General features: G+C 64.1%; 27 protein-coding genes. 22 read left to right on the top strand and 5 right to left on the bottom strand.

Annotated elements, in window-relative coordinates; all coding sequences use genetic code 11:
* Positions 1 to 22: 22 nt before the first annotated feature.
* On the top strand, positions 23 to 967 hold the full coding sequence (locus AC0L2F_RS01275) for a helix-turn-helix domain-containing protein (protein WP_473247226.1): 945 nt from the start codon (positions 23 to 25) through the stop codon (positions 965 to 967).
* A gap of 83 nt (positions 968 to 1,050) precedes the next feature.
* Here the strand turns inward: AC0L2F_RS01275 and AC0L2F_RS01270 are convergent, their stop codons facing one another.
* Positions 1,051 to 1,803: a 16S rRNA (uracil(1498)-N(3))-methyltransferase gene (locus AC0L2F_RS01270; protein ID WP_473247224.1), complete on the bottom strand. Its 753-nt coding sequence runs from the start codon at positions 1,801 to 1,803 to the stop codon at positions 1,051 to 1,053.
* Positions 1,804 to 2,012: 209 nt separating this feature from the next.
* Here AC0L2F_RS01270 and AC0L2F_RS01265 point away from each other — a divergent pair, with 209 nt between their 5' ends.
* Both AC0L2F_RS01265 and ubiA read left to right on the top strand, forming a co-directional pair.
* Positions 2,013 to 2,672 (top strand): hypothetical protein, encoded by a 660-nt coding sequence (locus AC0L2F_RS01265; protein ID WP_473247223.1) that lies wholly within the window; start codon positions 2,013 to 2,015, stop codon positions 2,670 to 2,672.
* 141 nt (positions 2,673 to 2,813) lie between these two features.
* Positions 2,814 to 3,770, top strand: a complete 957-nt coding sequence (ubiA, locus tag AC0L2F_RS01260) for a 4-hydroxybenzoate octaprenyltransferase (RefSeq protein ID WP_473247222.1) — start codon at positions 2,814 to 2,816, stop codon at positions 3,768 to 3,770.
* Here the strand turns inward: ubiA and AC0L2F_RS01255 are convergent.
* A complete protein-coding gene (locus AC0L2F_RS01255; protein WP_007614953.1) occupies positions 3,767 to 4,285 on the bottom strand; it encodes a DUF6101 family protein in 519 nt (172 codons plus the stop codon). The genes ubiA and AC0L2F_RS01255 overlap by 4 nt on opposite strands.
* 264 nt (positions 4,286 to 4,549) lie before the next feature.
* On the opposite strand from AC0L2F_RS01255, the gene AC0L2F_RS01250 reads away from it, so the two are divergent.
* The 6 genes from AC0L2F_RS01250 to lpxK are packed head-to-tail and all read left to right on the top strand — an operon-like array spanning position 4,550 to position 10,089.
* Entirely contained in the window at positions 4,550 to 5,953 is a 1,404-nt protein-coding gene (locus tag AC0L2F_RS01250; protein ID WP_473247221.1) for a TldD/PmbA family protein, read from the top strand.
* A complete protein-coding gene (locus AC0L2F_RS01245; protein ID WP_063993964.1) occupies positions 5,940 to 6,758 on the top strand; it encodes a 3'(2'),5'-bisphosphate nucleotidase CysQ in 819 nt (272 codons plus the stop codon). Before AC0L2F_RS01250 ends, AC0L2F_RS01245 begins: the two co-directional genes overlap by 14 nt.
* Positions 6,759 to 6,818: 60 nt before the next feature.
* Complete coding sequence (locus AC0L2F_RS01240; RefSeq protein WP_007596929.1) at positions 6,819 to 7,061, top strand: DUF4170 domain-containing protein; 243 nt, start codon at positions 6,819 to 6,821, stop codon at positions 7,059 to 7,061.
* On the top strand, positions 7,058 to 7,771 hold the full coding sequence (locus AC0L2F_RS01235; RefSeq protein ID WP_007614948.1) for a lysophospholipid acyltransferase family protein: 714 nt from the start codon (positions 7,058 to 7,060) through the stop codon (positions 7,769 to 7,771). Before AC0L2F_RS01240 ends, AC0L2F_RS01235 begins: the two co-directional genes overlap by 4 nt.
* On the top strand, positions 7,734 to 9,080 hold the full coding sequence (locus AC0L2F_RS01230; protein ID WP_473247220.1) for a 3-deoxy-D-manno-octulosonic acid transferase: 1,347 nt from the start codon (positions 7,734 to 7,736) through the stop codon (positions 9,078 to 9,080). The genes AC0L2F_RS01235 and AC0L2F_RS01230 overlap by 38 nt, the downstream gene beginning before the upstream one ends.
* Positions 9,073 to 10,089 (top strand): tetraacyldisaccharide 4'-kinase, encoded by a 1,017-nt coding sequence (gene lpxK, locus AC0L2F_RS01225; protein ID WP_473247219.1) that lies wholly within the window; start codon positions 9,073 to 9,075, stop codon positions 10,087 to 10,089. The genes AC0L2F_RS01230 and lpxK overlap by 8 nt, the downstream gene beginning before the upstream one ends.
* A gap of 212 nt (positions 10,090 to 10,301) precedes the next feature.
* Here lpxK and AC0L2F_RS01220 read toward each other — a convergent pair whose 3' ends face one another.
* Positions 10,302 to 10,529: a DUF2093 domain-containing protein gene (locus AC0L2F_RS01220; RefSeq protein ID WP_007596922.1), complete on the bottom strand. Its 228-nt coding sequence runs from the start codon at positions 10,527 to 10,529 to the stop codon at positions 10,302 to 10,304.
* A 175-nt stretch (positions 10,530 to 10,704) separates the two neighbouring features.
* On the opposite strand from AC0L2F_RS01220, the gene AC0L2F_RS01215 reads away from it, so the two are divergent.
* On the top strand, positions 10,705 to 11,529 hold the full coding sequence (locus tag AC0L2F_RS01215; protein WP_473247218.1) for a dienelactone hydrolase family protein: 825 nt from the start codon (positions 10,705 to 10,707) through the stop codon (positions 11,527 to 11,529).
* Between the two features lie 121 nt (positions 11,530 to 11,650).
* Positions 11,651 to 11,884 carry a hypothetical protein gene (locus tag AC0L2F_RS01210; RefSeq protein ID WP_167552228.1) on the top strand — a complete coding sequence of 78 codons (234 nt, stop codon included), beginning with the start codon at positions 11,651 to 11,653 and terminating at the stop codon, positions 11,882 to 11,884.
* Positions 11,885 to 12,148: 264 nt separating this feature from the next.
* On the opposite strand, the gene xseA is transcribed toward AC0L2F_RS01210, so the two are convergent.
* A complete protein-coding gene (gene xseA, locus AC0L2F_RS01205; protein ID WP_473247217.1) occupies positions 12,149 to 13,771 on the bottom strand; it encodes an exodeoxyribonuclease VII large subunit in 1,623 nt (540 codons plus the stop codon).
* Positions 13,772 to 13,908: 137 nt separating this feature from the next.
* Between xseA and AC0L2F_RS01200 the strand changes: the two genes are divergently transcribed.
* The 9 genes from AC0L2F_RS01200 to AC0L2F_RS01160 all read left to right on the top strand — a co-directional run bounded on the left by AC0L2F_RS01200 (position 13,909) and on the right by AC0L2F_RS01160 (position 22,837).
* Entirely contained in the window at positions 13,909 to 15,006 is a 1,098-nt protein-coding gene (locus AC0L2F_RS01200; RefSeq protein ID WP_473247216.1) for an alpha/beta hydrolase, read from the top strand.
* Positions 15,007 to 15,343: 337 nt separating this feature from the next.
* The gene (locus tag AC0L2F_RS01195) at positions 15,344 to 15,898 is read left to right on the top strand and encodes a hypothetical protein (RefSeq protein WP_473247215.1); all 555 of its coding nucleotides are present in this window, start codon (positions 15,344 to 15,346) and stop codon (positions 15,896 to 15,898) included.
* Entirely contained in the window at positions 15,898 to 16,197 is a 300-nt protein-coding gene (locus tag AC0L2F_RS01190; RefSeq protein ID WP_473247214.1) for a winged helix-turn-helix domain-containing protein, read from the top strand. Before AC0L2F_RS01195 ends, AC0L2F_RS01190 begins: the two co-directional genes overlap by 1 nt.
* 439 nt (positions 16,198 to 16,636) lie before the next feature.
* Positions 16,637 to 17,284 (top strand): DUF433 domain-containing protein, encoded by a 648-nt coding sequence (locus tag AC0L2F_RS01185; protein ID WP_473247213.1) that lies wholly within the window; start codon positions 16,637 to 16,639, stop codon positions 17,282 to 17,284.
* Entirely contained in the window at positions 17,266 to 17,685 is a 420-nt protein-coding gene (locus AC0L2F_RS01180; protein ID WP_158267987.1) for a PIN-like domain-containing protein, read from the top strand. The genes AC0L2F_RS01185 and AC0L2F_RS01180 overlap by 19 nt, the downstream gene beginning before the upstream one ends.
* Before the next feature lie 289 nt (positions 17,686 to 17,974).
* Positions 17,975 to 18,463 (top strand): hypothetical protein, encoded by a 489-nt coding sequence (locus AC0L2F_RS01175; RefSeq protein ID WP_473247212.1) that lies wholly within the window; start codon positions 17,975 to 17,977, stop codon positions 18,461 to 18,463.
* 882 nt (positions 18,464 to 19,345) lie between these two features.
* Positions 19,346 to 20,236, top strand: coding sequence for a hypothetical protein (locus AC0L2F_RS01170; RefSeq protein ID WP_473247211.1), 891 nt, complete (start codon positions 19,346 to 19,348; stop codon positions 20,234 to 20,236).
* 241 nt (positions 20,237 to 20,477) lie between these two features.
* On the top strand, positions 20,478 to 21,761 hold the full coding sequence (gene purD / locus AC0L2F_RS01165) for a phosphoribosylamine--glycine ligase (protein WP_473247210.1): 1,284 nt from the start codon (positions 20,478 to 20,480) through the stop codon (positions 21,759 to 21,761).
* Positions 21,762 to 21,931: 170 nt separating this feature from the next.
* A complete protein-coding gene (locus AC0L2F_RS01160; RefSeq protein WP_473247209.1) occupies positions 21,932 to 22,837 on the top strand; it encodes an alpha/beta fold hydrolase in 906 nt (301 codons plus the stop codon).
* Here AC0L2F_RS01160 and AC0L2F_RS01155 read toward each other — a convergent pair.
* Complete coding sequence (locus AC0L2F_RS01155; protein ID WP_473247455.1) at positions 22,834 to 23,292, bottom strand: nucleoside deaminase; 459 nt, start codon at positions 23,290 to 23,292, stop codon at positions 22,834 to 22,836. The two genes, AC0L2F_RS01160 and AC0L2F_RS01155, sit on opposite strands and share 4 nt — an antisense overlap.
* Positions 23,293 to 23,411: 119 nt before the next feature.
* On the opposite strand from AC0L2F_RS01155, the gene AC0L2F_RS01150 reads away from it, so the two are divergent.
* Both AC0L2F_RS01150 and rsmD read left to right on the top strand, forming a co-directional pair.
* Positions 23,412 to 25,580: a pseudouridine synthase gene (locus tag AC0L2F_RS01150; RefSeq protein WP_473247208.1), complete on the top strand. Its 2,169-nt coding sequence runs from the start codon at positions 23,412 to 23,414 to the stop codon at positions 25,578 to 25,580.
* Positions 25,581 to 25,582: 2 nt separating this feature from the next.
* Positions 25,583 to 26,137: a 16S rRNA (guanine(966)-N(2))-methyltransferase RsmD gene (rsmD, locus tag AC0L2F_RS01145; protein ID WP_063993952.1), complete on the top strand. Its 555-nt coding sequence runs from the start codon at positions 25,583 to 25,585 to the stop codon at positions 26,135 to 26,137.
* Positions 26,138 to 26,157 lie beyond the last annotated feature (20 nt).

Here is a 26,157-nt window from a genome sequence, read left to right as displayed (position 1 = left end):
AAAGAGTGCGGCGGATCGCTTGATGTCGTTCCAGGATCTCAAGCCGTCCTCGGCGCTCGAGCTCAAATCGTATGACATCGATCATTTCGGCGAGACCGAGAAATACGCCGGCGCATCGAGCATGCCGTTGTCGGCCGGGGCGACCGCGATCATGCGTGCCCGGCTCACCTTGCCGACCCTGACCCTGTCGCTGTTGAAAACCTTCCCCCGGATCATTCGCGGCTATCAGCTCACCAATGCTGCCGCAGTGGTGGTCCCGATGGATCACGTGACCTCTGTCCGCATCAACGGGCAATCAATCGGCGGTTCTGTTATCGTTCTAAAAGGCGGTTCAGATTGCCTGGTGCATGAGCCGGAGGGGCGTCTGCTGTCTGTCGTCTACTTCAGCCCATCCGGGCGTGAGCCATTGCCTGAATTAGGCGATGGATGCCATTTGCTGAATCCGGCGCCGGACGTGCTTGCCTCGCTGCGCCGTCTGATCTCGATATCGCTTGAAACCGCAGCAAATGACCCAGACTTCCTGAACGAGCCCGCTTCGCAAACGATTGTCGAACAGTCACTGCTCAGCACGATGGATGCGGCGATCTGGTCCAGCGTCGCAAGCGGACCTGTGTCATCCACCACCGAGCATTATCGGCGGATCGTAGCCGATATGGAGAAACTGATCCGGCGCGATCTGATGATCTGGCACAAGACGACCGAACTGGCGGAACAGGCGGGCGTGTCGGTCCGGACTCTCCAGAGTGCGACACGGGCCATCTGCGGCATGAGCCCACATCGCTATAGCCGAGTCTTACGCCTCTGGTCGGTGCGCAAGCAACTGCGCACCGGTCGAGTAGGCCGGAGTGTGAAGTCCTGTGCGCTTGCGCATGGTTTCTGGCATCTCAGCGAGTTCGCAGCCAGCTACAGAGAGGCTTTCGGAGAGTTGCCTTCCGAGACTCTGAACCGGTCGCTACGAGGCGAATAGCACGGTGCGGTCGCCGTCGACCTGGTTCGGTGGCCTGGGGCTGCTCGGACGATCGGCAGCCGGAAGGCCAACTAACAATTGCCTTAGCCGCGTTCACCACCCCAGTCGCCCAGCACTGCCTGCACCAGCGCCAGCGCGGCCACCGCGGCCGTGTCGGCCCGCATGATCCGGGGTCCCAGCGCCAGCCGCAGGATTTTCGGCTGCCGCAGCAGCAGCGCCCGCTCTTCCTCGGCAAAGCCGCCTTCGGGGCCGATCAGCACGTCGATGCCCTCCGCCATGCCTGCGTCTTGCAGGCTTTGAACGGGGTTTTCGAGCTCCGCCGCCTCGTCGCAGAAGATCAGCAGCCTGCCGACGACGCGCTGGCTGAGGAAGCGCTCCAGCGGCATCGGTTCGGCAACGGTGGCGATGCTGAGAATGCCGCATTGCTCGGCCGCCTCGACGACATTGGCGCGCATCCGCTCGGTATTGACGCGGGAAGCCTGGGTAAACCGGGTCAGCACCGGCTGAAGGCTGGCGGCGCCCATCTCGATGGCCTTCTGCACCATGTAGTCGAGCCGGGCATGCTTGAGCGGGGCGAAGACGTAGGCGAGGTCGGGCAGCCGGTCCTGCGGCCGGGTCTGCTGGAGGATGACGAGGCCGTCCGGCCGCTTGCGGCCTTCAATGGCGGCCTGCCATTCGCCGTCGCGGCCGTTGAACGCCAAAACCTCGGCCCCGGCGGTAAGCCGCAGTACATTGCCGAGATAATTGCTCTGGTCGCGGTCGAGCTCGACCCTGCCGTCCTGGGCCAGGGGGGCATCAACGAACAGGCGGGGGCCGCGGAAATCGTAGGAAGGCATCGTCAAAGGTCCGATTTGCCGCCGTTCTTAACCGAAAGCAGTACTTTCGGGGTAAATTTTGCCAAAACGGTGCGTCGGCGCGCCGCGCTCTCGCCCTATTCAACGGGTTGTTAAGGGCCGGCGGGAATCGTAAAATCGCGAGCACGCTGGTTGCGCTTCTATTGGGAAGACGCCGAACCCCGCAAGCTCCTGCCGGAGAGACTGCCTTGATGATCCGTCATTTGATGGTTCCGATCACTGCCGCCATGGTCACGATGGGCGCCGTTGGTGCCTATGCGCAGGGTTTCCCCGCGCCGCTGCCGAGCCAGGCCCCAACCAGTTCCGCCTTCCCGCCCGTGAATGGCTCGGCGCCCGTCGCCTCTGTCGGCGGCGCGCCGCAATCGTCCTTTCCCGTGAACGGCGCCGCACCCGTCGGTGGTGCCGGCGCCTTCAGCGCGGCCCCGCCGACGCAAGCCGGTCCCAGCGAGGACTGCATGAAGGCCTTCATGCCTCTGCGCGAGGATGCCGAAAAGCGCGGCAAGCTGATCAAGGCCGCGAGCGACCGTCACGCCCCGCCCGACGAGGCCTGCAAGCTGATCCGCAATTTCAGCCACGCTGAGACCAAGATGATCAAGTTCATCGAGGCCAACGCCTCGAAGTGCGGAATTCCGGCGCAGGTCGGCGCGCAGATGAAGGACGGCCACAAGAACACCGAAACCATGGCGGCGAAGGTCTGCAATGTTGCGCAGCAGATGCAGAACCAGCCGCGCGGTCCGGCCGGTCCGTCGCTGAGCGAAGTGCTGGGTTCGGGCTCGGCGCCCGAGGCCAATGCAGGCAAGAAGGGCGGCAGCACCTTCGACACACTCAACGGCAACGTCCTGACCCGATGATACACGTGCCGCCGATTTGAAGTTCCTACGGTGCCTGCCGCGAGATCCTCTTAGGAACTTCAAATCGATAAGCGGCACGTGAATTATAATTTCTTGCTAGTGCCCTTGTAGTTTTCGAAGTTCGTACCGGGATACGCCGCGATGGAATACGAACTTCGAAAACTGGGCACTAGCACATCAGCCCGCGTTGCCGATTCCACCGGCAACTGGGTTGATACGCGTGCGCCGCAATGGGCGCGGCCTTATCTGCGCTTGTCCCGCTTCGATCGTCCGATCGGCTCCTGGCTCCTGTTGATGCCGTGCTGGTGGTCGGCGGCGCTCGCCGCCGGAATGGCGCATGACGTCCGCGGCCTGCCGCTCACCATCATCCTGTTCTTCATCGGCGCCTTCGTGATGCGAGGGGCAGGCTGTACCTGGAACGACATCACCGACCGTGACCTCGACGACAAGGTCGAGCGCACCCGCTCGCGGCCGCTGCCGTCGGGCCAGGTGAGCGCGAAGCAGGCGCTGGCCTTCATGGTCGCGCAAGCGCTGATCGGGCTCGTGGTGTTGCTGCAGTTCAACCGCTTGGCGATCCTGACCGGCATTGCCTCGCTGGTGATCGTCGCGATCTACCCGTTCATGAAGCGCATCACCTGGTGGCCGCAGATCGTGCTCGGCCTCGCGTTCTCCTGGGGCGCCCTGATGGGATTTGCCGTCACCTTCGGACGGATCGACGTCACCGCGCTCGTGCTCTATGCCGGCGCGATTTCCTGGGTGATCGGCTACGACACGATCTACGCGCATCAGGACGCCGAGGACGATGCGCTGATCGGCATCAAGTCCACCGCGCGCCTGTTCGGCACGCATACGCACCAGGCGCTGATCCTGTTCTACGGCCTGGCGGTGCTGCTGATCGGCGTGGCGCTGGCGTCGGGCGATGCGCGCTGGCCGGCCTGGCTCGGACTTGGGGCCTTCGCCGTGCATCTGGCCTCGCAGATCGCGCGGCTGAATATCAGCGACGGCGATCTCTGCAAGCGCCTGTTCTATTCGAACCGAGATGCGGGATTTCTGCTGTTTGCGGGTTTGCTGGCCGACGCGGTGATACGGGCGGCTTAAGTCCGGGCGATGATCTCGTGCTCATCGCGATGCACCGACAACTCCCGTGCGACACCGGTGCGGCGACGCATCAGAAATTTTGGACGGCGGTCGCGGATCGCGTTGGCGCGGCGACGGCGCGGCGCGGGTTTGCGTGCGCCTTCGTCGAGCTGCGGAAGCGCGAACAGCTCGCTCCAGATCGCCCAGGCTTCAACGAGTTCGTCACCATCGGCGCTGACCAGCAGCGGAATGGAGAGCGAGGGATCGCGATGCACGAGGACGAGGGTCTGGGCCTCGTCGTTGCCGCGCAGCGCGACGCCGGTGAAGTCGCTGACGCGGACGTTGATCGCCATCCGCATGCCGCGGACGGCACGGTGCAGCACGACACGTTCGCGATGAAGTTCGATCTGCCGGACATATCCGTCGGCGCGCGGATCATGCGCATCGAAGCGGACCGGAAGGGAAAGGGGGTCGAGCCGCAGGGAGCGGCTCGACCCGGCGGGAGCGATCCCGCTTGTTGCTGTTTGACGCCTCACGGCTTTCGTTCTCCCCGCCGGGATTATGTTCCCGGTCGATGTGAGGACCTTAGCGCGCGCCTTTCCGAAACCGCTTAAAAAGGCTGGTTAATCCAACCTCACCGCCGCGCATGATTGACAAGACCTTGGCGCGCATGATTGACGAGACGTTGCGCGCAAGGTGCGAATCTGAGCTTTTGGTGGGCTGAAAATGCTTGAAGTCCGCGCAATCAGGGCACATCTGTGGGTTCCGGTCCCGCAGCCCGCCCCAACAGGATTTCGTTTGTGAACCCTTCACCAAGCTCGACGCTTTCGCCCAAGGATTTGTCCACAGCCAGTCGCGACCTATTCGATCAGTCTGCGCTCTCCGATCTCGCGCAGCGGCTGGTGGATGCTGCCAGGCGCGCCGGCGCGGATGCGGCCGATGCGGTTGCCGTGCGTGGCGTCTCGCAAGGCGTCGAGGTGCGCGACGGCCGGGTCGAGGAATCCGAACGTTCCGAGGGCGACGATGTCGGCTTGCGCGTGCTGGTCGGCCGGCGCCAGGCGGTGGTCTCGACCAACGATGCCAGCGGCGATGCCGTGACCAAGCTTGCCGAGCGAGCGGTTGCGATGGCGCGTGTCGCGCCCGACGACAAATATGTCGGTCTTGCCGATCCCGCACTGCTCGCGCGCGACTTCCCCGATCTCGATCTGCTCGACCCCGACGTGCCCGCGACCTCGGAGCTCGAGCGGCGCGCGCTCGAAGCCGAGGCTGCGGCGCTCGGTGTGAAGGGCGTGACCAAATCCGGCGGCGCCTCGGCCTCCGCCGGCATGGGCGGCATGGTGCTCGTCACCAGCACCGGCTTCCACGGCTCGTATCTGCGTTCCAGCCAGGGCATCTCCGCCACCGCCATTGTCGGCGACGGCACCGGCATGGAGCGCGACTACGACTTCACCTCGGCGCCGCATGGTGCCGACCTCTTGTCGCCGGAGATCGTCGGCCGTTCCGCGGGCGAGCGCACCGTGGCCCGCGCCAATCCACGCAAGGTCGAGACCTGCAAGGTGCCTGTGGTGTTCGATCCGCGCGTCGCGGGCTCGCTGGTCGGTCACGTCGTCGGCGCCATCAATGGCGCTTCGATCGCGCGCAAGACCAGCTTCCTGAAGGACAAGCTCGGCCAGCAGCTGTTCGCCAAGAACATCCGCATCATCGACGATCCCCTGCGCAAACGCGGCCTGCGCTCGCAGACGTTCGACGCGGAAGGCGTTGCCGTGAAGAAGATCGCGCTGATCGACGAAGGCGTGCTGACGACCTGGCTGCTCGATTGCGCCACCGCGCGTGAGCTCGGTCTCACCACCACCGGCCACGCCCATCGCGGCGTCTCCTCCTCGCCGTCGCCCGGGCCGTATAATCTGCATCTCGAACCCGGCACGCCGACACCGGCCGAACTGATTTCCGACATCAAGCAGGGGTTCTACGTCACCGATCTGATCGGCTCGGGCGTCAACGGCGTGACCGGCGATTACAGCCGCGGCGCCTCCGGCTTCTGGATCGAGAACGGCGAACTCACCTATCCCGTGAGCGAGGTGACGATCGCCGGCCATCTGTTCGAGATCTTCAAGTCGATGCAGCCGGCGAACAATCTCGAGTTCCGCTACGGCGTCAACGCGCCGACGGTGCGCATCGAGGGTTTGACGCTTGGCGGACGTTGACGCGAACGCAACAGGTGAAGCCATCCTGACACGCGACGCGGCGCTGCTGCAAGACACGGTGCGGGAGGCGGGCGCACTCGCGCAATCGATGTTCCGCACCGAGCTGAAGAAGTGGACCAAGGGCGCGTCCTCGCCGGTCTCGGAAGCCGACATTGCCGTCAACGATCTCCTGGAAGCGCGCCTGCGCGCGGCGACGCCCGACTATGGCTGGCTGTCGGAGGAGAGCGCCGACGACGAGGTGCGGCTGACGCGGCGCCTGACCTGGATCGTCGATCCCATCGACGGCACCCGCAACTACCTCAACGGCCACGACGAATGGTGCGTCAGCGTCGCGCTGGTCGAGGATGCCTCGCCTGTTCTCGCCGCGGTGTTCGCGCCGACCAGCGATGAGTTCTTCTTCGCCGCCCGCGGCCACGGCACGACCCTCAACGACAGGCCGGTGCAGGCGACGGCGGGATCCGGGCTCGACTTCTCGCGTGTCGCGGGTCCGAAGCCCCTGGTCGAGCGCCTGAAGCCGTCGCTGGGCGAGATCAAGCTGCATCCGCGAATCGGTTCGCTCGCGCTGCGTCTGTGCCGGGTCGCCCATGGCGCGCTGGATGCGGCTTTTGCGGGCGGCAACAGTCATGATTGGGACCTTGCGGCGGCCGATTTGATCGTGCAGGAAGCCGATGGTAGGATGAGCGATCTCTCCGGAGATCCCATCCTCTATAACCGCCGGCAAGTCACGCATGGGGTGCTGGTGGCAGCGGGTCGCGATCGTCATGCGAGCATTGTCTCGCATTTTCGAAACCGCCCCTTGCCGTGAAGCGCTTTCTCGTGCTTGTCGAACACTGCTTTGCCGGGCAGCCCGTTAGGAACAGAACCGATGCCAGATAGTGCCCCGCAACAACTGCTCCACCTCGTCGTCGGCGGCGAGCTCGTCGATCTCGAGCACAACACCTTCAAGAATCTCGACGACGTCGAGATCGTCGGCCTCTATCCGAACTATGCGACCGCGCACGCCGCTTGGCGGGCCAAGGCGCAGAGCACGGTCGACAACGCGCAGATGCGCTATTTCATCGTCCATCTCCACCGGCTGCTCGACCCGAATCAAGAACCGGCGCGTTGAAAAAGCTGCTTCGCAATACGCTGAGGAGCAGCTTCGTTCAGCGTGCCGTCGGAATCCTGGCGGCGGAATATCTGCGTCTGGTCTGGTGGACGAACAAATTCACGTTCGATCCACCTGACGTCTATGACCGCGTCGAGCCGCAGATCCCGGCGATCTTCGCCTTTTGGCACGGCCAGCATTTCCTCACCCCCTTCATCAAGAACAAGGACTGGTACAAGGCCAGGGTCCTGATCTCCCGTCACCGCGACGGCGAGTTCAACGCGATTGCCGCCGAGCGGCTCGGCATCGGCACCATCCGCGGGTCCGGCGACCATGGCGGCGCGTTTCATCGCAAAGGCGGGGTCGGTGCCTTCAAGGAAATGGTGCGGACGCTCCAGGACGGTTGTAATGTCGCGCTGACCGCCGACGTCCCCAAGCGCTCGCGCGTGGCCGGGCTCGGCATCATCATGCTGGCACGGGAATCGGGGCGGCCGATCATGCCTTTTGCGATGGCGACCAGCCGCTTCGTCCGGCTCAAGAACTGGGACCGCACCACCATCAACCTGCCGTTCGGGCGGGGCGCATTGGTCGGCATCAAGGAAATCCACGTTCCGCCGGATGCGAACGCCGCCACCATGGAAGCGCTGCGGCTCGAGCTGGAAGAGACCTTGAACGAGGCGACCCGCCGCGCCTATGCGCAACTCGGCCGGCCGGGACCTGCAGATGCCTAAATCGCTGCCCGGCTCGCTGCCGTTGACGCTGCGGATGTACCGGCGCCTGGCGCGCGGCCTGGTGCCGCTCGCGCCTGTGCTGATCAAGCGGCGCCTGAAGCAGGGCAAGGAAGATCCCGCGCGCGTCGGCGAACGGCGCGGCCTGTCCCGGGACGTGCGGCCGCACGGTCCGCTGGTCTGGATTCACGGCGCCAGCGTCGGCGAGGTCCTGGCCGCGGCGGCACTGATCGAGCGCCTGCGCGATCTGAACCTGCGCATTCTGCTCACCTCGGGCACCGTCACGTCGGCTGCCATTGTCGCAAAGCGCTTTCCGCCCGACGTCATCCATCAATACGTGCCGTATGATTCCCCGCGTTATGTCGCGCGCTTCCTCGACCATTGGAAGCCGTCGCTGGCGCTGTTCATCGAATCCGATCTGTGGCCGAACCTGATCCTGGCCGGCGCCGCGCGCCGCGTGCCGATGGTGCTGATCAACGGGCGGATGTCGCCGCGCTCGTTCCCGCGCTGGCGCCGCATGCAAGGCACCATCTCGGCGCTGCTGTCGCGGTTCGACATTTGTCTGGCGCAGTCGAAGACCGATGCCGCGCGCTTCTCGGCGCTCGGCGGCCGCGACGTCGTCACCACGGGCAATCTCAAGCTTGACGTGCCGGCGCCCCCGGCCGATCCCGCCAAGCTCGAACGGCTGCTGGCGATGACGCGCGGGCGTCCGGTCATCGTCGCGGCCTCGACCCATCCGGGCGAGGAGGAGATGCTGGTGGCGGCGCATCGCAGCCTCAGCGGTTTCTTCCCGCAGCTCCTGACCGTGATCGTGCCGCGCCATCCGGATCGCGGCTCCTCGATCACGGGCCTGATCACGGCGTCCGGCCTGAAGCCGGCCCTGCGCTCGCGCGACGAATTGCCGACGGCGACCACCGACGTTTATATCGCCGACACCATGGGCGAGCTCGGCCTGTTCTATCGCCTCTCGGACATCGTGTTCATGGGCGGATCGCTGATCCACCATGGTGGCCAGAATCCGATCGAAGCGATCAAGCTCGGCGCGGCCATCGTCCATGGTCCGCACGTCTTCAATTTCGCCGATGTCTACGAGGCGCTCGATCACAGCGGCGGCGCGCGCCAGGCCGACACGCAGGAACTGCTGATCAAGCAGCTCGGCCAGCTGCTCGCCGATCCTGCCCTGCGCCAGAAGATCCACCAGTCGGGCGCCGGCGTGGTCGAGGATCTCGGCGGCGCGCTCAACCGCACCATGACCGCGCTCGAGCCTTATCTTCTGCAGTTGCGGATCGAGATGGGGGCCGCCAATGCGTGAGCCGGCCTTCTGGTACCGGCCACGTTCGCTCGAATCCTACGCATTGGGGCCGCTGGGTGCGCTCTACGGCGCGATCACGGAACGGCGGATGCTGCGCGAGGGCGTCGACGCCGGCATCCCCGTGATCTGCGTCGGCAACTACCATGTCGGCGGCGCCGGCAAGACGCCGACCGTGCTGGCGCTGACGAAGCTTTTGCGCGAGCTCGGCGAGACGCCGGTGGTGCTCAGCCGCGGCTATGGCGGCAGCCTCAAGGGCCCGGTGATGGTCGACCGGACGCGTCATACCGCGTCCGAGATCGGCGACGAGCCGCTGATGATGGCGCGCGACGTCCCTGTCACGGTTGCGCGCGACCGCCTCGACGGCGTCGTGCTGGCGAAGTCGCAAGGCGCCACCGTGATCCTGATGGACGACGGCTTCCAGAATCCGCGCCTTCTCAAGGACACCTCGCTGATCGTGATCGACAGCGAGCGCGGCCTTGGCAATGGCAAGGTGTTTCCGGCCGGTCCCCTGCGTGCGCCGCTGAAGGCGCAGCTCGCGCGCACCGACGCGCTGGTCCTGATTGGCGGCGGCCGCGCCGCCGACGATGTCGCCGCCGAGCTTGCTCGGCGCAACAAGCCGGCGCTGCGCGCGCGGCTGACACCCGACGCCGGGTCGGTTGCAAGACTGTTGGGCACGCCGGTGTTCGCGTTCGCCGGCATCGGCGATCCCGAACGGTTCTTCCGCAGCTTGCGTGCTGGCGGTATCGAGGTCGCGGCTACGCGTGCCTTTGCCGATCATCACATGTTTTCGAACGACGAGATCGCAGCCCTCGCCGCGGAGGCCCGGCGCGAGCAGCTGATGCTGGTGACCACGGAAAAAGATCTCGCGCGCCTGCACGGCCGCGAAGGCGTGCCGGATGGCATCGTGCCTTTCGCGGTGCAGCTCGAGTTCGACGACCCGGCTGCGCTCAAGCGACTGATCAGCGATCATCTCTACAAGGCGCGGGAACGGCGGTTCTCAAGGCGCTGAAACCCACTGTCGTCCTGGCGAACGCCAGGACCCATTGCCACCGAATTTAGTTTTGCGATTCACTGTGGCTCCCGCTTTGCCTCACACGCGCTCGCGGGGTAATGGGCCCTGGCTTTCGCCAGGGCGACGAGGACATTCACGCGACGTTCATCGCAAAACGCCTACCGGTTTGAACCGCTCAGGAGAATGCGATGAAGTTGTTGCCCCCGGCCTCACGCTTGCGGCTTGGGCGCGCCCGGATAATGCCGCTCGAGCACGGCGGCGGGCGTGGCGTAGGCTTCCTGCAAATCCACGCTCCAGTATTTCAACTCGTCGAGCGGGATGCGCGTATCGGTGATCGCGCAGCGCACGAAGGTCCCCGGCGAGATCACGCGGAAATCGCCGTCGAGATACTGCACCTGCGCTTCGCCATGGCCCGAGGGGCCGAACTTGTTCAGCACGGTCGAAAGTCTCCGTGGAAGGCCGCTCCGGGATCACATGGGAGGGCGCGATGTGTTGGACGGGATGTAGCATAGATAGGGTGGCTTGTCCGCCCGGTAAACCCACCGGTTTGTGATGTTTTGGCGCCGTTTCCGCATGATAGTGCCTGAGCGAAGGATCCAACGGCAAAGTTCGATGCGCCTTCCGTTCACCGCCCTGTTCCTGACGCTCCTGATGTCGGCCGCGCAAGGCTCGCCGGCGCCGCAGCCGGTCGAGATTCCGCTGGCATCCGGCGTGCTGCATGCGCAGCTCTACAAGCCCGAGGGCACCGGGCCGTTTCCGACCGTGATCGCGCTCCACGGCTGCGGCGGTCTCGGTGGCCATTCCGATTCCGTGCTGCCGCGCTATCGCGAATGGGCCGAGCGGCTGCTCAGATCCGGCAACGCCGTCCTGCTCCCTGACAGCTACGGCTCGCGCGAGCTCGGGCCGCAATGCCGCGTCAAGGAGATGCACGTCAAGGCGCGGCGCGAACGCGTCACCGACATCGCGGCGTCGCGCGCCTGGTTGATGCGGCAGAGTTGGGTTGCGCGCGACCGCGTCAGCCTGATGGGATGGGCCAATGGCGCCAGCGCGTTGCTCTGGGCCGTGCGTCCGCAGAACCTCGCGCGCGATGTGGGCCCGGATTTCCGCGCCGCGATCGCGTTCTATCCGGACTGCAGGATTTCCGCGGGCCTGGGCTGGAGCACACGGGTGCCGACGCTGGTGCTGATCGGCGGCAATGACGACGTCTCGTCGCCGCCGGCCTGCCGCCAGATGGTCGATGGTGCGCATGGCCGCAGCGCGCTCGCGCGCATCGTGGTCTATCCCGGCGCCTATCACGATTTCGACCGCGCCAACACGCCGCTGCATGCAGCGAGCGGCAGCCTTGATGCCGCCGCACCCGAGCACGGCCATCTCGGGACGGATGCGCAGGCGCGCGCGGAGTCGCAGAAAGAGGTCGTCGAGTGGCTGGCGCGGTAATGGCAGTGCCGTAGCCCGGATGGAGCGAAGCGCAATCCGGGAAGGTCGTTGTGTGTGGCGCGAACCCCGGATTACGCTCCGCTCCATCCGGGCTACACGCTCCACCGCAGCGGGGCCGACCGTGAATCTACGGACCGCGCGCCGTGATGGTTTCAACCCGCGGCAACGCCATCATTCGACCACGATGTCGATTAAACGCAATCCCATGCGCAACCGCTTCGCCCTGTTCTCCTCCGCCCTGATCGTCTTCACCGTCGCGGTCTTCCTGTTCGAAGCCCATGCCGGCGCGCCGCAACTCGCGCCGGAACATTGCGGCTTCTGGACCACGATCGACGCAGGCTTGTCCTGCCGCTGAGACGCGCAGTCTTGTAGACCGGATGAGCGTAGCGATGTCCGGGGCCACTGGTCCCGCATATCGCTACGCTCATGCGGGCTACGACGGCTGAGCACAAGCCTCTCCCAGCGTCGTCCTGGCGAAAGCCAGGACCCATTACCCCAGGGAGTAGTTTGGCCAAGACTGGTCGTTCGGGATTGGCACCGCGCGTACCCGATAAACCTCGCGGTATGGGTCCTGGCTTTCGCCAGGACGACGGCGAGAATGTTGCGCCGCTGTCGCCCCTCAGAACAAATTCCCCTGATCCACCGGCTTGCCCACGCGCTTCGGCGCGGGCTTTGCCTCTTGCGCCGCCGCCTTCGCTTGCGAAGGCGCGCGCTTTGCCGTCGGTGCTGCACGATCCGCATCCGCGGTCGCACCCACACGTCCATCCGCAAACTCGATTTCGACCCTTGCACCAGGCCCGATCGCGTCTGCCGCATGCAGCGGATGCCCGGCCTCGTCGCGCACCAGCGCAAAGCCGCGCGCGAGCACGCCGCGATAGGACAGGGCGGAGAGCAGCTTGCCGCTGTTCTCGACCCGGGCATCGAGCCGCTGCAACAGCGTCACCAGCGCGCGGCCCGCGCGCTCGGCCAGGCGATGGGTGCGCTCGCGCTGGCGCGCAATCGCGTTGCGCTGCGCCTGCGCATTGGAGAGTTTTGAGGCGCGCAAGCGCACTTCCAGCCCGGCGAAACGATCACGCCGCCGCCGCAGCAGCGAGCGCGTGGACAGTCCGAGCCGCTCGCCGCACACGGTGAGGCGATGATCGGCCTGCGCGATCTGGCCGTGCAGCACCCGCAGCGTCAGCTTGGCGCCTGCGGCGGTGAACCTGCGGAAATGCGCGTGCGTGTTGGCCTTGAGGCAGCGGGGCAGGGACGCGCCCGCCGAATCCAGCCGCTGCCGCGGGATCGCCAGCAGATCGCCGGCGGCCGGCAGCGCGCGCGCGGCCGCACGCAGCTCGCTGCGACGGCTCTCCTGGCTGCGCAGCCAATAGGCGCGGGTGCGTCGCCCGAGATCGCCGACCTCGACAAAGAGATCGCTGCGCACCGGCACGGCCATCTCGGCCGCCGCGGTCGGCGTCGGCGCGCGCTTGTCGGCGACGAAATCGATCAGCGTGATGTCGGTCTCATGCCCCACCGCCGAGATCAGCGGGATCATGCTCTCGGCCGCGGCACGGACCACGATCTCCTCGTTGAACGACCACAGATCCTCCAGCGAGCCGCCGCCGCGCGCGACGATCAGCACGTCGGGCCGCGGAATCCTGCCGCCCGGGGCAATCGCGTTGAAGCCGCGGATGGCTGCCGCGACCTGCTCGGCCGAGCCGTCGCCCTGAACTTTCACCGGCCACACCAGCACGTGGCGGGGGAAACGATCCTCCAGCCGATGCAGGATGTCGCGGATCACGGCGCCGGTCGGCGAGGTCACCACGCCGATCACCTCCGGCAGCCACGGCAAGAGCTGCTTGCGCGCCTCGTCGAACAGGCCTTCGGCGGCGAGCTTCCGCTTGCGCTCCTCCATCAGCGCCATCAGCGCGCCGATGCCGGCCGGCTCCAGCGCCTCGATCACGATCTGGTATTTCGAAGAGCCCGGATAGGTCGTGAGCTTGCCGGTGGCGATGACCTCGAGCCCCTCCTGGGGCTTGAAGCGCATGCGGCCGTGCACGCCCTTCCAGATCACCGCCTCGATCTTGGCGCTCTCGTCCTTGAGCGCGAAATAGCAATGGCCGGAGGAGTGCGCGCCGCGGAAGCCGGAGATCTCGCCGCGGACCCGGACATGGCCATAGGTGTCCTCGACCGTCCGTTTCAAGGACTGCGAGAGCTCGGAAACGGTGAATTCGGGAGTGTTGAGCAGGGGTTCCGCTGAAGGCATCGGCAAACGATTCGGCATGTGGGGATCAGACCCGACGTTAAGGATTTTTGCAGCGCCGCGCCAATCCGGGGATTGATCAGAAGAGTACTCTGTATTATAGAGTTCTCTATAGTTTGTCAGTTTGAGGGGAGTGGATCATGGCAATTCGATCGCTGCGCGGCGTCTTGAGCGGACTGAAATGGGCCCTGTGTGCGGTCGGCGGCGTGGCGCTGATCCTGGCCGTGATGATCGCAACGCCGCTGGAGCGGCCGCCGGAGATGAAGTCGGTCTCCGACTCAGCCAAGGGCATCGACTGGACCACCCTCCCGCCGCTGGAGCGCTTCCAGGCCCGCGACGGCACCTGGATCGGCTTCCGCCACTACGCTGCCAAAGCGTTTTCAAGCGAAGTGGAAGCCGGTTCGCGTGAAGAAAACGCGTCAAAACAAGAATCCGGAGCCCATCGGAACGGAAATGGCTCCGGTGCTGCAACCGGCCGTGGCGCGATCTTCATCCACGGCTCGTCCGGCTCCAGCGGCACCGTCAATCATGCCCTGACCCATGCGATCGCCGCGCGCGGAGTGGAGACCTGGGCGCTCGACATTCGCGGCCATGGCGGCTCCGGCACGCGCGGCGACATTGGCTATGTCGGCCAGCTCGAAGACGACCTCGTCGACTTCGTCGCCGAGGTGCGCAAGACCGCGCCGGAGCTGCCGCTCACCCTGATCGGCCATTCCGCCGGCGCCGGCTTCTCGCTGCGCGTCGCCGCGACGCCGATCATGCAGGACATGTTCGTGCGCACCGTGCTGCTCGCGCCTTATCTCGGCTATGACGCGCCGACCAACAAGCCGCATTCCGGCGGCTGGGCCAATGCCGACCTGCCGCGCCTCTTCGCGCTCGCCACGCTGCGCAAGCTCGGCATCGACTGCTGTTCGCAGCTTCCGGTGCTCGCGCTCGCCGTGCCGGCGACTTCGGCCAAGTATCTCGTCGCCACCTATTCCGAACGCCTGATGCGCAATTTCGCGACGCGCGGCTATCGCATCGATTTTCCGGCGACGACCCGCCCGGTCACGATCTTCGGCGGCGCCGAGGACGAGATGATGATCTCGGACAAGTATGCGGAAGTCGTGCAGGCCATCAAGCCGTCGGTCGACGTCAGGATCATCGACGGCATCAACCACATGGGCATCGTCACCAGCCCGAAGGCGATCTCGCTCATCGCCGACGATGTGGCGACGCGCGGGGCAGGGCAGTCATGATGCGCCCCGTTGATGACAGGGTAACCGCATATGAGAGCGAACGATGGAGCGGCATCGGCGGTAGGCTCCCTCCCCCGCTTGCGGGGGAGGGCTGGGGAGAGGGCTGTCGCCGCAATGGGATCGTCGAGAATTGCGGAAAAAATCCCCAAGTGGAGAGAGCCCTCACCCGCCGCGCGCGGGACGATGCTGGCGCATCGCCCGGGTCGCGTCGGCCTCTCCCGCAAGCGGGAGAGGCCGGAGCAAGCCGCCTGGTCCGCCTGACGTCTCGAAGGACGAGGCGCTTGCTCAGCTGTCACCGAGCGTCATACGAGATAGCCCAGGGACGGAAAGGGACGACATGATCGACAGCAAGGAAGCGTCCGCGGCGCTGGCCGATATCGACGACATCGTCCAGCGCGTGAAGCAATCGCAGCTCTATGAGCTGGCGAGCCACGCTGCCGTCTGGTGGGGCATACTGGTGTTCGCCGCCAATCTCGTGACCTGGCTTTGGCCGGTCTATGCGGTCTACGCCTGGGTTGCCGCGGACGCTTTGGGCGCCGGCGGTCTGGTGGCGCTGCGCATCTTCAATCCGCCGCACCACTCCCACGGCGCCGCCTTCAACGTCAGACTCCTTCTGGTGTTCGTGCTGTTCTTCGCCTTCGGTTATCTCTGCACCAATTTGCTCGGTCATTTCGGTCCGCGCCAGCTCGGCACGTTCTGGCCGCTCTACTTCATGCTGTTCTATTCGCTGGCGGGTCTCTGGTTCGGCTATGCCTTCATGGCGATCGGTCTCGGCATCTCCGCGCTGACGCTGATCGGTTATTTCTACATCGGCGAGGCGTTTCCGCTCTGGATGGCCTTCGTCAATGGCGGCGGCCTGATCCTCGGCGGCCTCTGGATGCGGCGGATCTGATGGCCGAGCTCGACGACATCATCCACCAGCCGTTGCGGCTGAAGATCATGGCGGCACTGAACGCGCTGCCGGCCACCACAGGATTGGAGTTTTCCCGGCTGAAGAAGCTCACCGGCGCGACAGACGGCAATCTCGGTGCGCATATCGAGACGCTGGCCAAGGCGGGCTACGTTTCGGTGGAAAAAGCCTTCGTCGGCAAGAAGCCGCAGACCACGGTGACTGCGACTGCGGCGGGCCGCGGCGCTTTCGCGCGGCATGTGGCGACGTTGCAGGAGATCATTGCGGGGAGGCCGAACTAGGGTGCGTACTCATGAATTGCAAACCAGTCCGCTTTGCTCCGATGGCAACCACAAATGTGCAGCCGCTGCAAATGATGCGATGGGCAGCAGATTACGAAACTTCCACCGTCAGTCCAGCCCGCCATCGATGGAAATGTTAGGCTCACTTGGTGATATTTATCCAAATCCCTACAGCCGCGCGCGGACATAGAGAGGTGGAGTTTCACTTAGCATACCCAGCAATTACCTATTGATTATAAACGAGAAATTCAAGTTTGTTGCTTTGTTCTATAAATGTTCCTACTTATCGATAGTGCCGTTGATGCTGATCCCGCGCGTTATTCGTAAGCCCAAACAACCGTAGCGGAACCGGTCTAGACCGGCTTACTCTCTTGGATAGTGAGTCCTCACAATGGCAACCTTGGTGTCTGAACGACTAGACGAGCCTTGGCGGCGTCGAATGCTTCTCCCCGCCTACCAGATCAGCGAGGCTGCCGACTATGCTCAGGTAGCGCCGCAGACTGTTGCGGCGTGGCATCGGATTGAAGCCGAATTGCTCAAGCAGCGCGAGCAGCGGTCGGCGCTGAGCTACATGCAGTTGATCGAGGTTGCAGTGGTCGCGGCCTTCCGCAAAGCTGGGGTTTCCATGCCCCGGATCAGAAAGGCTCGCTCCTGGGCGGCGCATGAACTCAAGAGCGAGTTCCCGTTCGCTGAGTACAAGTTCAAAGAGAACGCCAAGCACCTGTATTTGGACGCGCAGCAAATCGACGTGGGGCCAAATACCGTTGTGCAAGCTGATGCTGAAGGCCAGCTAGAATGGGAATCGGTCATCGGTCGGCTCAAGGAATTCGAGTACGAGGAACATGTTGCCTTGCGTTGGCACGTAGCTGGTGCGGGAAAGTCGATCATTATCGACCCGCGTATATCGTTTGGCGCGCCTGCCGTTCGCGGAATTGCGACTTGGGTCTTGCGCGGTCGCCACGATGCCGGCGAGTCCGACAGCGACATCGCGGAAGATTTTGGCCTCGATAAAAGCGAGGTCCGAGAGGCATTAAAGTTCGAAGGACTTTTAGGGGCTGGGAGGCGTAAATCGCCGCGTCTAAACTGACGTTTTACTTTGATAGGAATTTCGGCAAGCGCCTTCCGGAAGCGGTACGGGCGGCGCGCCCGAAGTCATTTTCCGTCGAATACCACCACGACCCGAAGAACAAGTTCAAGTTTAAACATGATACGCCGGACGACGTGTGGCTTGAGGCGGTCGCTAAAGAGGGCTGGATTGTTCTGAGCCACGACCGAAAATTTCACACACTCCTGCCGGAGAAATCGGCAGTTAAGCAGCACAAGGCTGGTTGTTTCTATCTTCCAGGTGCGAACGACGAGACATGGGAAAAGCTGCGCTACTTTGTCCGCGCTTACGACGGAATGTCAGAGCGCGTGAGCGTGATAGCAAAACCGTTTATCTTTGAGTTTTCGAGCGCTGGGCGCTTTAAGGTCGTCTCACTCGCGTGACTTTTTAGGCGACCTCGCCACCATGTGGAACGCCCTTGACGGCATCGCCAATGGCATCAACTGCGATGGCTTTGAAATTAGTGCACTGTCACCGTAATACCCGTAGCTGACCTGCCGCCCGCAGCCGGTGGAGGACCGCTTGTGACCCAAAGCGGACATCGTTAGCGCTTAGTAACGACCGCATACTAAATGATCTTTCTTCGATTTGGGTTCTGTTGATTGGCATGATGCAACCTGCGCTCGTTGGACAACATGCAGCCAAGTTGGCAAAAACCTGTAAGAGCCATTAATGAAGGTTAAGCTCGCTGTTGCAGCTGTCTCGATCTTTGGTGCTATTGTTGTTGGCTATGCCTACATTCGTGGCTACCCGCCGCTCACCTCTCAATTTGTGCAGACCTGCGACAAAGCGGTTCAGGAGCGGCTGGCGGTGCCCTCCACCTATCAAAGGATTGGTGTAGACGAGTCTACGAGGACACTCACGTTCGACGAGTTTTTTACCGACCCGATGCGAGCCGTGCCTGAACCAGTCAGAAAATCGATGATCCAAGCCGCACGGGTGCCGCCGGTGCAGTATGTCGCGCTCATCGACTATCAGGCCCAGGACTTCATCGGCGCCATCATTCGAGAAAGAGCGATATGCACCTTCAACTCACTTGAGGGGGCCGATGCGCCAACCCGTAGCCATTGGGTGAAGATCGACGGCGAATTTAATTTCGATTGGTCCAAAAGGCAACCCAATGCCGCAAATCTCCAGCGGCGGATGCGGGAGAATCTGTGACGTGGCGACAGGTCGCCTGTTGGCCCATCGCTTCCGTTGACGTGGTGCCGCTACATGTCGGTTCACGAGGCTAGACCGGAAGTTTGCATCGGAGCGCCAAACCGGCGCGAATGTCCCATTGCGGACATATCGGGGCGTCGCGATCGCGGTGCAAATTGCTGTGCTCCCTTCTGGGAGAGGGCATCTCCGTTGGCAGACACGGGTACAGTCGGGTGAGGGGTCTGTCTCCGCAAATATTTGTGCGTTTGGATGGAAACGCCTCATTCGGCGCTTCGCGCGAGAAAAACCCTCTCGATACCAGCGCTCACCGTGACGCCGTTTTACTCCAGTGGAAGTCGCCAGGTATTGCGGACCAGCGCATTCCCAATGCGCAAGCCGCAACACCGCTACTAGTATGGACGGCCGCGGACGGAAGAGAAAAAACCGCTGACCAGGCCAACCACTTGAATGATCGTCCACTTTCCGCAGCGATGTTTTATCAAAGTCTCTTTCCGTCATGTTGTCGCGCTATCGCGCGGGGTTTTGACAGCGCACTCAGATACTTATCGGCATAGTAGTTTTCGGTCGCCTACATCAGCGGTTTTTTTGCAAGAGCGCTGATGACATTGCGTCCTGCTTAAGGCCTTACGATCACTCAGGATCTTTCTTGAGCGCCGAATAATCTTGGCACCACGTGCCGACGCTGACCCAATGGCGACATCGGTTCGGATCGTCTGAGCCAAGTAGCACGGAGCTAATGTGGTGGACCAATTTCAACGACTCGAAATACACTTCTTCGGAGCAGTTATCCGTGCAGACGGAGTGGTTGGCATAGCTGCGGCGGTTGTGATTATCACCATCATTCTGTTGATGTACTTGCACGCCGAGGGGCTGTGACGGACAATGGCGCTAGCGCTCAAGCAACTAATAGCTTCCTATCGAAGCGATTTGGACTCGCCTTTCCAAAAACTTCGCTATCAGGTGCGCATCAAGCAGGGCCGCACGTTCGATCGGATAAGTGAGAAATACGGCCACCATCAGGTCCGAGGCATCACGGCGCCAACGCTGCTTTACTGGTACAAGGTTTCGGGTTCTGGCGGTCGGACTGCCGCTGCGAATGAAATGATCGCGCGGCTTCGGGCTCTATTTAAGTTTGGCTTTACGCTGCTCGAAGATCCAGAGTGCAGGCGTCTTGCGGAAATACTTCGCGAGAGCCGGTTTAGCACTCAGGGACCGCGCTTCGTGCAGCTAACTGCCGAGCATGTCCAAGCTATCCGTTGCACGGCTCGCGAACACTTTGGTTGGTATTCGATAGCTCTCGTTCAAGCGTTTCAATTCGAATTGAGGCTTGGCCAAAAGGATGTAATTGGTGAGTGGGTTCCTGTCGGGGAGCCGGGAAGCTCCGACGTTGAAATCCATGGTCGGAAGTGGCTCCGTGGCCTACGTTGGTCTGACATCGATAAAAATTTGATCTTGCGGCACACGACAGGATCAAGCGGCCGCCCGATTGAAGTCGATCTGAAGAAGGCTCCGATGGTGTTGGCGGAGTTCAAGGCCCTTGGCCTCGACATTTTGGCCCTCCCAACGTCCGGCCCAATTATCATAAACGATGTCACCGGCTTACCTTGGTCCACGACCGAATTCCGCAGAAAGTGGAGATTGGTGGCTAAGAAAGCGGGGGTACCTGATGTGGTAAAGAACAGGGACAGCGTTCCAACGGGCACAATAGTGGGCGGCCCGGATCAGGCTCCAGTGTCGCAGCGGATTACGCTTGCGCGCATTAGTCAAGTTTGAGAAGGGCCCGTCGCTAGAAGGGCAGCTTCGAGGGCGTGTGTCTTTGCTCCTCAATCGACTAGGGGCGTGCTGATGCGCAAAGAACATCGCCAATCGGCTTCGGCATCGGTCTACGCCATGGATGGGCAGCAGGAGCACGCGCGCCCCGGAATGACGGGGAGTTCGGGGCAGGCCCCCCTTGAGCCCCACCCCGATTCGTGCGACCTCCGCCGCAAGCCAAACCCCTCATTCTGAGCCCTCGATGCACATTCTCCTGCTCGGTTCCGGCGGCCGCGAACATGCGCTGGCGTGGAAGATCGCGGCCTCTCCCCTGGTGACCAAATTCTGGTGCGCGCCGGGCAATGCCGGGATCGCGCGCGAGGCGGAATGCGTGGCGCTCGACATCGCCGACCATGCCGCCGTGATCGCCTTCTGCAAGGCGAATGCGGTCGAGCTCGTGGTGGTCGGCCCGGAGACGCCGCTGGCGGCCGGGATCGTCGATGACCTCACCGCCGCCGGCATCAAGGCGTTCGGGCCGGACAGGATCCCCGCCCAGCTCGAAAGCTCGAAGGGCTTCACCAAGGCGCTGTGCACCGAGTTCGGCATTCCGACCGGCGCCTACAAGCGCTTTACCAACGCCGCCGATGCGCGTGCCTACGTCGAGAGCCAGGGGGCGCCGATCGTGGTCAAGGCCGACGGCCTTGCCGCCGGCAAGGGCGTCGTCGTCGCCAAGACCGTGCGCGAGGCGGAGGACGCCATCGCCATGATGTTCGAGGGCGGCTTCGGCGAGGCTGGCGCCGAGGTCGTGATCGAGGAGTTTCTCGCAGGCCGCGAGATCAGCTTCTTCGCGCTGTGCGACGGCGAGACCGCCATTCCGCTGGCCTCCGCGCAGGACCACAAGCGCGTGTTCGACCATGACGTCGGTCCGAACACCGGCGGCATGGGCGCCTATTCGCCGACGCCGCTGGTGACGCCGGCGATCCACGACGCGATCATGGCCAAGATCATCAGGCCTACGGTATCAGGCATGAAGCAGCGCGGCACGCCGTTCCGCGGCATCCTCTACGCCGGGATCATGCTGACGACGCAAGGGCCAAAACTGTTCGAGTTCAACGTGCGCTTCGGCGATCCCGAGTGCCAGGTGCTGATGCTCAGGATGATGTCGGACATCGTGCCGGCCTTCCTCGCCGCCTGCGACGGGCAGCTGAAGAACTTTGACCTGCGCTGGCATCCGGAGGCCGCGCTCACGGTGGTGATGGCGGCGAAGGGCTATCCCGGCGACTATCAGAAAGGCACGCGGATCGAGGGGCTCGATGACGCCGCCAGGGTCGAGACCGCCGAGATCTTCCACGCCGGCACGGTCGAGAAGGACGGCGCCATCCTCGCCAATGGCGGCCGCGTGCTCAATGTCTGCGCGCTCGGCAAGACCGTGACGGAGGCGCAGGCCCGCGCCTACCAGGCCGTGGACCGCATCAACTGGCCGGAAGGTTTTTGCCGCCGCGACATCGGCTGGCAGGCGGTGGACGCCGAGAAGTCCAAGAGCTGACAGGCTTTTTTCGCGCGCCCGCGCAATTTCGGTCGTGCCCGTCGGCACTTCGAAATTGTGTAGGCGGCTGTTGGACTTAGCTACTGTGCATGGGGTTGTTTTTCGACTTTTTGTTTTGGGGCATTCTCAGGACCGAACAGATCCCGCGCTGACAGATAAGGATGCAGAAGATGTCCGATCTCGCCGACCTCTATCCCGGCTTCGCCTCCGAATGGATCAACACCTCCTTCGGCCGCGTCTTCGCCCGCGTCGGCGGCAAGGGACCGCCGCTGTTGCTGCTGCACGGCTTCTCCGAGACCAACGTGATGTGGCACCGCGTCGCGCCGCAGCTGGCCGACCGGTTCACGCTGATCATCGCCGATCTGCCCGGCTATGGCTGGTCCGACATGCCCGAGAGCGATGCGCTGCACATCCCCTACAGCAAGCGCGCGATGGCCAAGGCCATGGTCGAGGCGATGGAGCAACTCGGCCACGTGCACTTCGCGCTCGCCGGCCACGACCGCGGCGGCCGTGTCTCGTATCGGCTGGCGCTCGATCATCCCGGCCGGCTGTCGAAGCTTGCGGTGCTCGATATCCTGCCGACCTATAATTATTGGGAGCGGATGAACCGCGCCTATGCGCTGAAGATCTATCACTGGACGTTTCTGGCGCAGCCCGCGCCATTGCCGGAGACGCTGATTTCAAGCAATGGCGAGTTCTTCCTCCGCTTCAAGATGGCGAGCCAGACCAAATCGAAGACGCTCGATGCCATCGACGCGCGCGCGCTCGAACATTACATCGCCCCGTTCCGCGATCCCGCCCGCGTCCACGCGATGTGCGAGGATTATCGCGCCGGCGCCTATGTCGATTACGATCTCGACAAGGCCGATTTCGAGGCCGGCAACAAGATCACCATTCCCATGCTGGCGCTGTGGGGCAATGCCGGCGTGGCGCAAGCCGCCGCCACCCCGCTCGACATCTGGAAGCAATGGGCGACCAACGTCGTGGGCCATCCCGTGGATTCCGGCCACTTCCTCACCGAGGAGAACCCCGACGTCACCGCGAAGGCGCTGCGCGAGTTCTTTGCCGCGCCTTAGCGCCGCTCGCGAAAGAAGTCCTTGAGCAGCCGCGCCGCCTCGCTTTCGCCGACCCCGGAATAGACATCCGGAACGTGATGGCAGGTCGGCGAGGTGAAGAACCGCACGCCTGATTCAACCGCGCCGCCCTTGGGGTCGGCGGCGCCGTAATACAGCCGCCTCACCCTTGCAAACGAGATCGCGCCCGCACACATGGTGCAGGGCTCCAGCGTCACGTAGAGGTCGCAGTCGACCAGGCGCTCGCTGCCGATTTTTCTGGCCGCCTCGCGCAGCGCAACGATCTCGGCATGCGCCGTGGGGTCGTAATCGGTGAGCGTCCGGTTCGCCGCGGTGGCGATGACCTCGTAATTGCGGACCACGACGCATCCGATCGGAACTTCGCCCGCCTTTCCGGCGTTTTCGGCCGTTTTGAGCGCCAAATCCATGAAAGAGGGGGCTTTCAAGCCTCGTATCATCGCCAGAAACCTGCTAGTAGCTGCGCCTTCAGCAGAAGTGCTTACCGATTTTGCCTGAGCATGCGGCTCGAGACGAGCGCGCACAATGCTTTCTGGCCACCCCCTGAGTGAGATTATTCATGCCTCGCGACAGCGACAAAGACAACGATTCCCGCGGCCGTCGCGATCGCGGCCCGGCCAAGGGCGGTCCGGCCAAGGGCCGCTCCGGCAAGCCCCGCGGGCCCGACAAGAAGTTCGCCAAGCGCGGCTTTGAGGGCAAGGGCGATGCCCGCCCGCCCCGCGGCGACCGCGACAGCCGTCCGGTCCGCCGCCGCGAGGAGGGTGATGCGCCCCGCCGCGACTTCAGCGACCGCCCGAAGTTCAATCGCCAAGACCGGCCGCGCGAAGACCGGCCGCGCGGCGAGGATCGTGGCGAGCGCAGCTTCAAGCCGCGCGGCGATCGGCCCTTCAAGCCGCGTGAAGACCGTCCGTTTTCCGATCGTCCCTCGCGCGACGGCGAGAAGCGCCCGTTCAAGCCCCGTGGCGACCGCCCATTTTCTGATCGCTCCTCGCGCGATGGCGAGAAGCGGCCGTTCAAGCCGCGCGGTGATCGCCCGTCCTATGGGCGTGATGACCGTCCGCCGCGCAGGGATCGCGACGAGTCCCGTCCGGCCGGCCGAACCGGTGACGCGAAGTTTGGCGACAAGCGAGCTTACGCGCCGCGTGGCGACCGTCCGGAACGCAAGTTCGACGGCGAGCGGAAGTTTTCGCGCGGCGCACCGGACCGCAATCGCAGCGAGCGCAGCGATTCGAAGCCCTGGCAGAAGCGCGATGCGGCTCCGCGCGGCGACCGGCCGCCACGCAAGGACTTCAGCAAGGGTCCGCGCAAGGAGTTTGGCGGCAGCGACCGCGGTGGAGACAAGCCCTGGCAGAAGCGTGAGGATCGGCAAGGCGGCGGCGACGACCGTCCGCGCTTTTCGCGTTCGCGCGACGATCGTCCATCGGGTGACCGTCCGTTCCGCGAGCGGCCCAAATTCGATCGTCCCAAGGTCGATCGTCCCAAGTTCGATCGTCCACGCGATGATCGTCCGAGGTTCGATCGCGGCGGCGACCGCCCGAAATTCGATCGTCCGCGCGAGCGCTCCGAGGGCCGCTCCGACTGGCACGAGCATCCCCGCAGCGAAGCTCGCTCCGGTGATCGTCCACGCCGCGAAAACGAGGACGAGAGCAGGATCTTCGAGAAGCGTCCGGCCTTCGGTGGCCGCGGCGCTTATCGCGAGCGCGATCGTGATACCGAGCGGCGGCCGCGCCGCGAGGAAGAGACCAAGCCGAAGAAGGCCGGCGAGCGTATCGCCAAGGTGCTGTCGCGCGCGGGCCTCGCCTCGCGCCGCGATGCCGAGGAGATGGTCACGCAGGGCCGCGTCAGCGTCAACGGCCGGGTGATCAATTCGCCGGCGCTCGACATCACCTCGAACGATGTCGTCACCATCGACGGCAAGCCGTTGCCGGAGCGCGAGCGCACGCGGCTGTTCCTCTATCACAAGCCCCGCGGCCTGATGACGACGCATGACGATCCCGAGGGGCGTCCGACCGTGTTCGACAATTTGCCGGAAGGTCTGCCGCGGCTGATCTCGATCGGCCGGCTCGACTTCAACACCGAAGGCCTGCTGCTGCTCACCAATGATGGCGGGCTCGCGCGCACGCTCGAGCTGCCGGACACCGGCTGGCTGCGCCGCTACCGTGTCCGCGCCCATGGCGAGGTCACGCAGGCGCAGCTCGACGAGCTGAAGAACGGCATCGAGATCGAGGGCGTCAAATATGGTCCAATCGACGCCACGCTGGAGCGTGACCAGGGCGCCAATGTCTGGCTGGTGTTCGCGATCCGGGAGGGCAAGAACCGCGAAGTGCGCAACGTCTGCGCCCATCTCGGGCTCGAGGTGAACCGGCTGATCCGGGTGTCCTACGGCCCGTTCCAGCTCGGCGAGGTCCCCGAAGGTCAGGTCGAGGAGATCAAGTCCCGCGTGCTGCGCGACCAGCTCGGCGAAAAGATCATCGAGAAATCGGGCGCGCAGTTCGACGTGCCGCAGAAATCTGCCTCGCATGAGGGGGACGACGCGCCGCGCGAGAAGAAGCCGGCGAGCAAGCGCGGCGTGATCAATGACCGCAAGGGCCGTCGCGTGCTGGTGCAGCGCACCGGCAGCGAGGAAGCGCGCGAGCGTAACGAGGCTGAGGCGAGCGGCTACGGTCCGCCGCGCCGTCCCAAGCGCGGCTATCACGGCAAGCGCGATCTGGCGCCGAAGGAGGACTGACGTTGCGCGTCGTCGGCGGTCGATTGAAGGGGCGCAATCTGGCCTCACCGTCCTCGCGCGACATCCGCCCCACGGCGGACCGCCTGCGCGAGTCCGTGTTCAACATCCTCGTGCACGCCTATGACGATCCGATTGCGGATGCGCGCGTGCTCGATCTCTTCGCCGGCACCGGCGCGCTCGGCATCGAGGCGTCGTCTCGCGGCGCGAAATTCGTGCTGTTCGTCGACAACGGCGCGGAAGCGCGCGCCCTGCTGCGGAATAATGTCGAGACGCTGGGCTTGGGTGGCGTGACAAAAGTCTATCGTCGTGATGCCACCGATCTCGGCCCTGCCCATCCGGTCGAGCCTTTCTCGCTGGTGTTCCTCGATCCGCCCTATGGCAAGGGGTTTGCGGAGAAGGCGCTCGCGAGCTTGCGCGACGGCGGCTGGCTGGCGCCGGGCGCGCTGCTGGTGGTCGAGGAGGCCAAGGCTGCGCAGTTCGTCACGCCGGAGGGCTTCGAGGAATTGGAGCGGCGCGCTTATGACGACACGGAGTTCGTGTTTTTGAGGCGGCCGTAGTCTCGCTGCCGTAGGGTGAG

It is taken from the genome of Bradyrhizobium sp. Ken64 (assembly GCF_055807555.1).
Note: the sequence above shows the minus strand (reverse complement) of the source record. Positions and strands in the feature narration are given on the sequence as shown.

Excerpts from the sequence above, each read along its gene's own strand:
- AC0L2F_RS01175 (WP_473247212.1), top strand. The coding sequence starts at position 17,975 with ATGAAGGTTAAGCTCGCTGTTGCAGCTGTCTCGATCTTTGGTGCTATT.
- AC0L2F_RS01155 (WP_473247455.1), bottom strand. The coding sequence starts at position 23,292 with ATGATACGAGGCTTGAAAGCCCCCTCTTTCATGGATTTGGCGCTCAAA.
- AC0L2F_RS01265 (WP_473247223.1), top strand. The coding sequence starts at position 2,013 with ATGATCCGTCATTTGATGGTTCCGATCACTGCCGCCATGGTCACGATG.
- AC0L2F_RS01160 (WP_473247209.1), top strand. The coding sequence starts at position 21,932 with ATGTCCGATCTCGCCGACCTCTATCCCGGCTTCGCCTCCGAATGGATC.
- AC0L2F_RS01240 (WP_007596929.1), top strand. The coding sequence starts at position 6,819 with ATGCCAGATAGTGCCCCGCAACAACTGCTCCACCTCGTCGTCGGCGGC.
- AC0L2F_RS01195 (WP_473247215.1), top strand. The coding sequence starts at position 15,344 with ATGATCGACAGCAAGGAAGCGTCCGCGGCGCTGGCCGATATCGACGAC.
- AC0L2F_RS01190 (WP_473247214.1), top strand. The coding sequence starts at position 15,898 with ATGGCCGAGCTCGACGACATCATCCACCAGCCGTTGCGGCTGAAGATC.
- AC0L2F_RS01275 (WP_473247226.1), top strand. The coding sequence starts at position 23 with ATGTCGTTCCAGGATCTCAAGCCGTCCTCGGCGCTCGAGCTCAAATCG.
- AC0L2F_RS01215 (WP_473247218.1), top strand. The coding sequence starts at position 10,705 with ATGCGCCTTCCGTTCACCGCCCTGTTCCTGACGCTCCTGATGTCGGCC.
- AC0L2F_RS01270 (WP_473247224.1), bottom strand. The coding sequence starts at position 1,803 with ATGCCTTCCTACGATTTCCGCGGCCCCCGCCTGTTCGTTGATGCCCCC.
- lpxK (WP_473247219.1), top strand. The coding sequence starts at position 9,073 with ATGCGTGAGCCGGCCTTCTGGTACCGGCCACGTTCGCTCGAATCCTAC.
- ubiA (WP_473247222.1), top strand. The coding sequence starts at position 2,814 with ATGGAATACGAACTTCGAAAACTGGGCACTAGCACATCAGCCCGCGTT.
- AC0L2F_RS01230 (WP_473247220.1), top strand. The coding sequence starts at position 7,734 with ATGCGCAACTCGGCCGGCCGGGACCTGCAGATGCCTAAATCGCTGCCC.
- xseA (WP_473247217.1), bottom strand. The coding sequence starts at position 13,771 with ATGCCTTCAGCGGAACCCCTGCTCAACACTCCCGAATTCACCGTTTCC.
- purD (WP_473247210.1), top strand. The coding sequence starts at position 20,478 with ATGCACATTCTCCTGCTCGGTTCCGGCGGCCGCGAACATGCGCTGGCG.
- AC0L2F_RS01185 (WP_473247213.1), top strand. The coding sequence starts at position 16,637 with ATGCTTCTCCCCGCCTACCAGATCAGCGAGGCTGCCGACTATGCTCAG.
- AC0L2F_RS01150 (WP_473247208.1), top strand. The coding sequence starts at position 23,412 with ATGCCTCGCGACAGCGACAAAGACAACGATTCCCGCGGCCGTCGCGAT.
- AC0L2F_RS01170 (WP_473247211.1), top strand. The coding sequence starts at position 19,346 with ATGGCGCTAGCGCTCAAGCAACTAATAGCTTCCTATCGAAGCGATTTG.
- AC0L2F_RS01200 (WP_473247216.1), top strand. The coding sequence starts at position 13,909 with ATGGCAATTCGATCGCTGCGCGGCGTCTTGAGCGGACTGAAATGGGCC.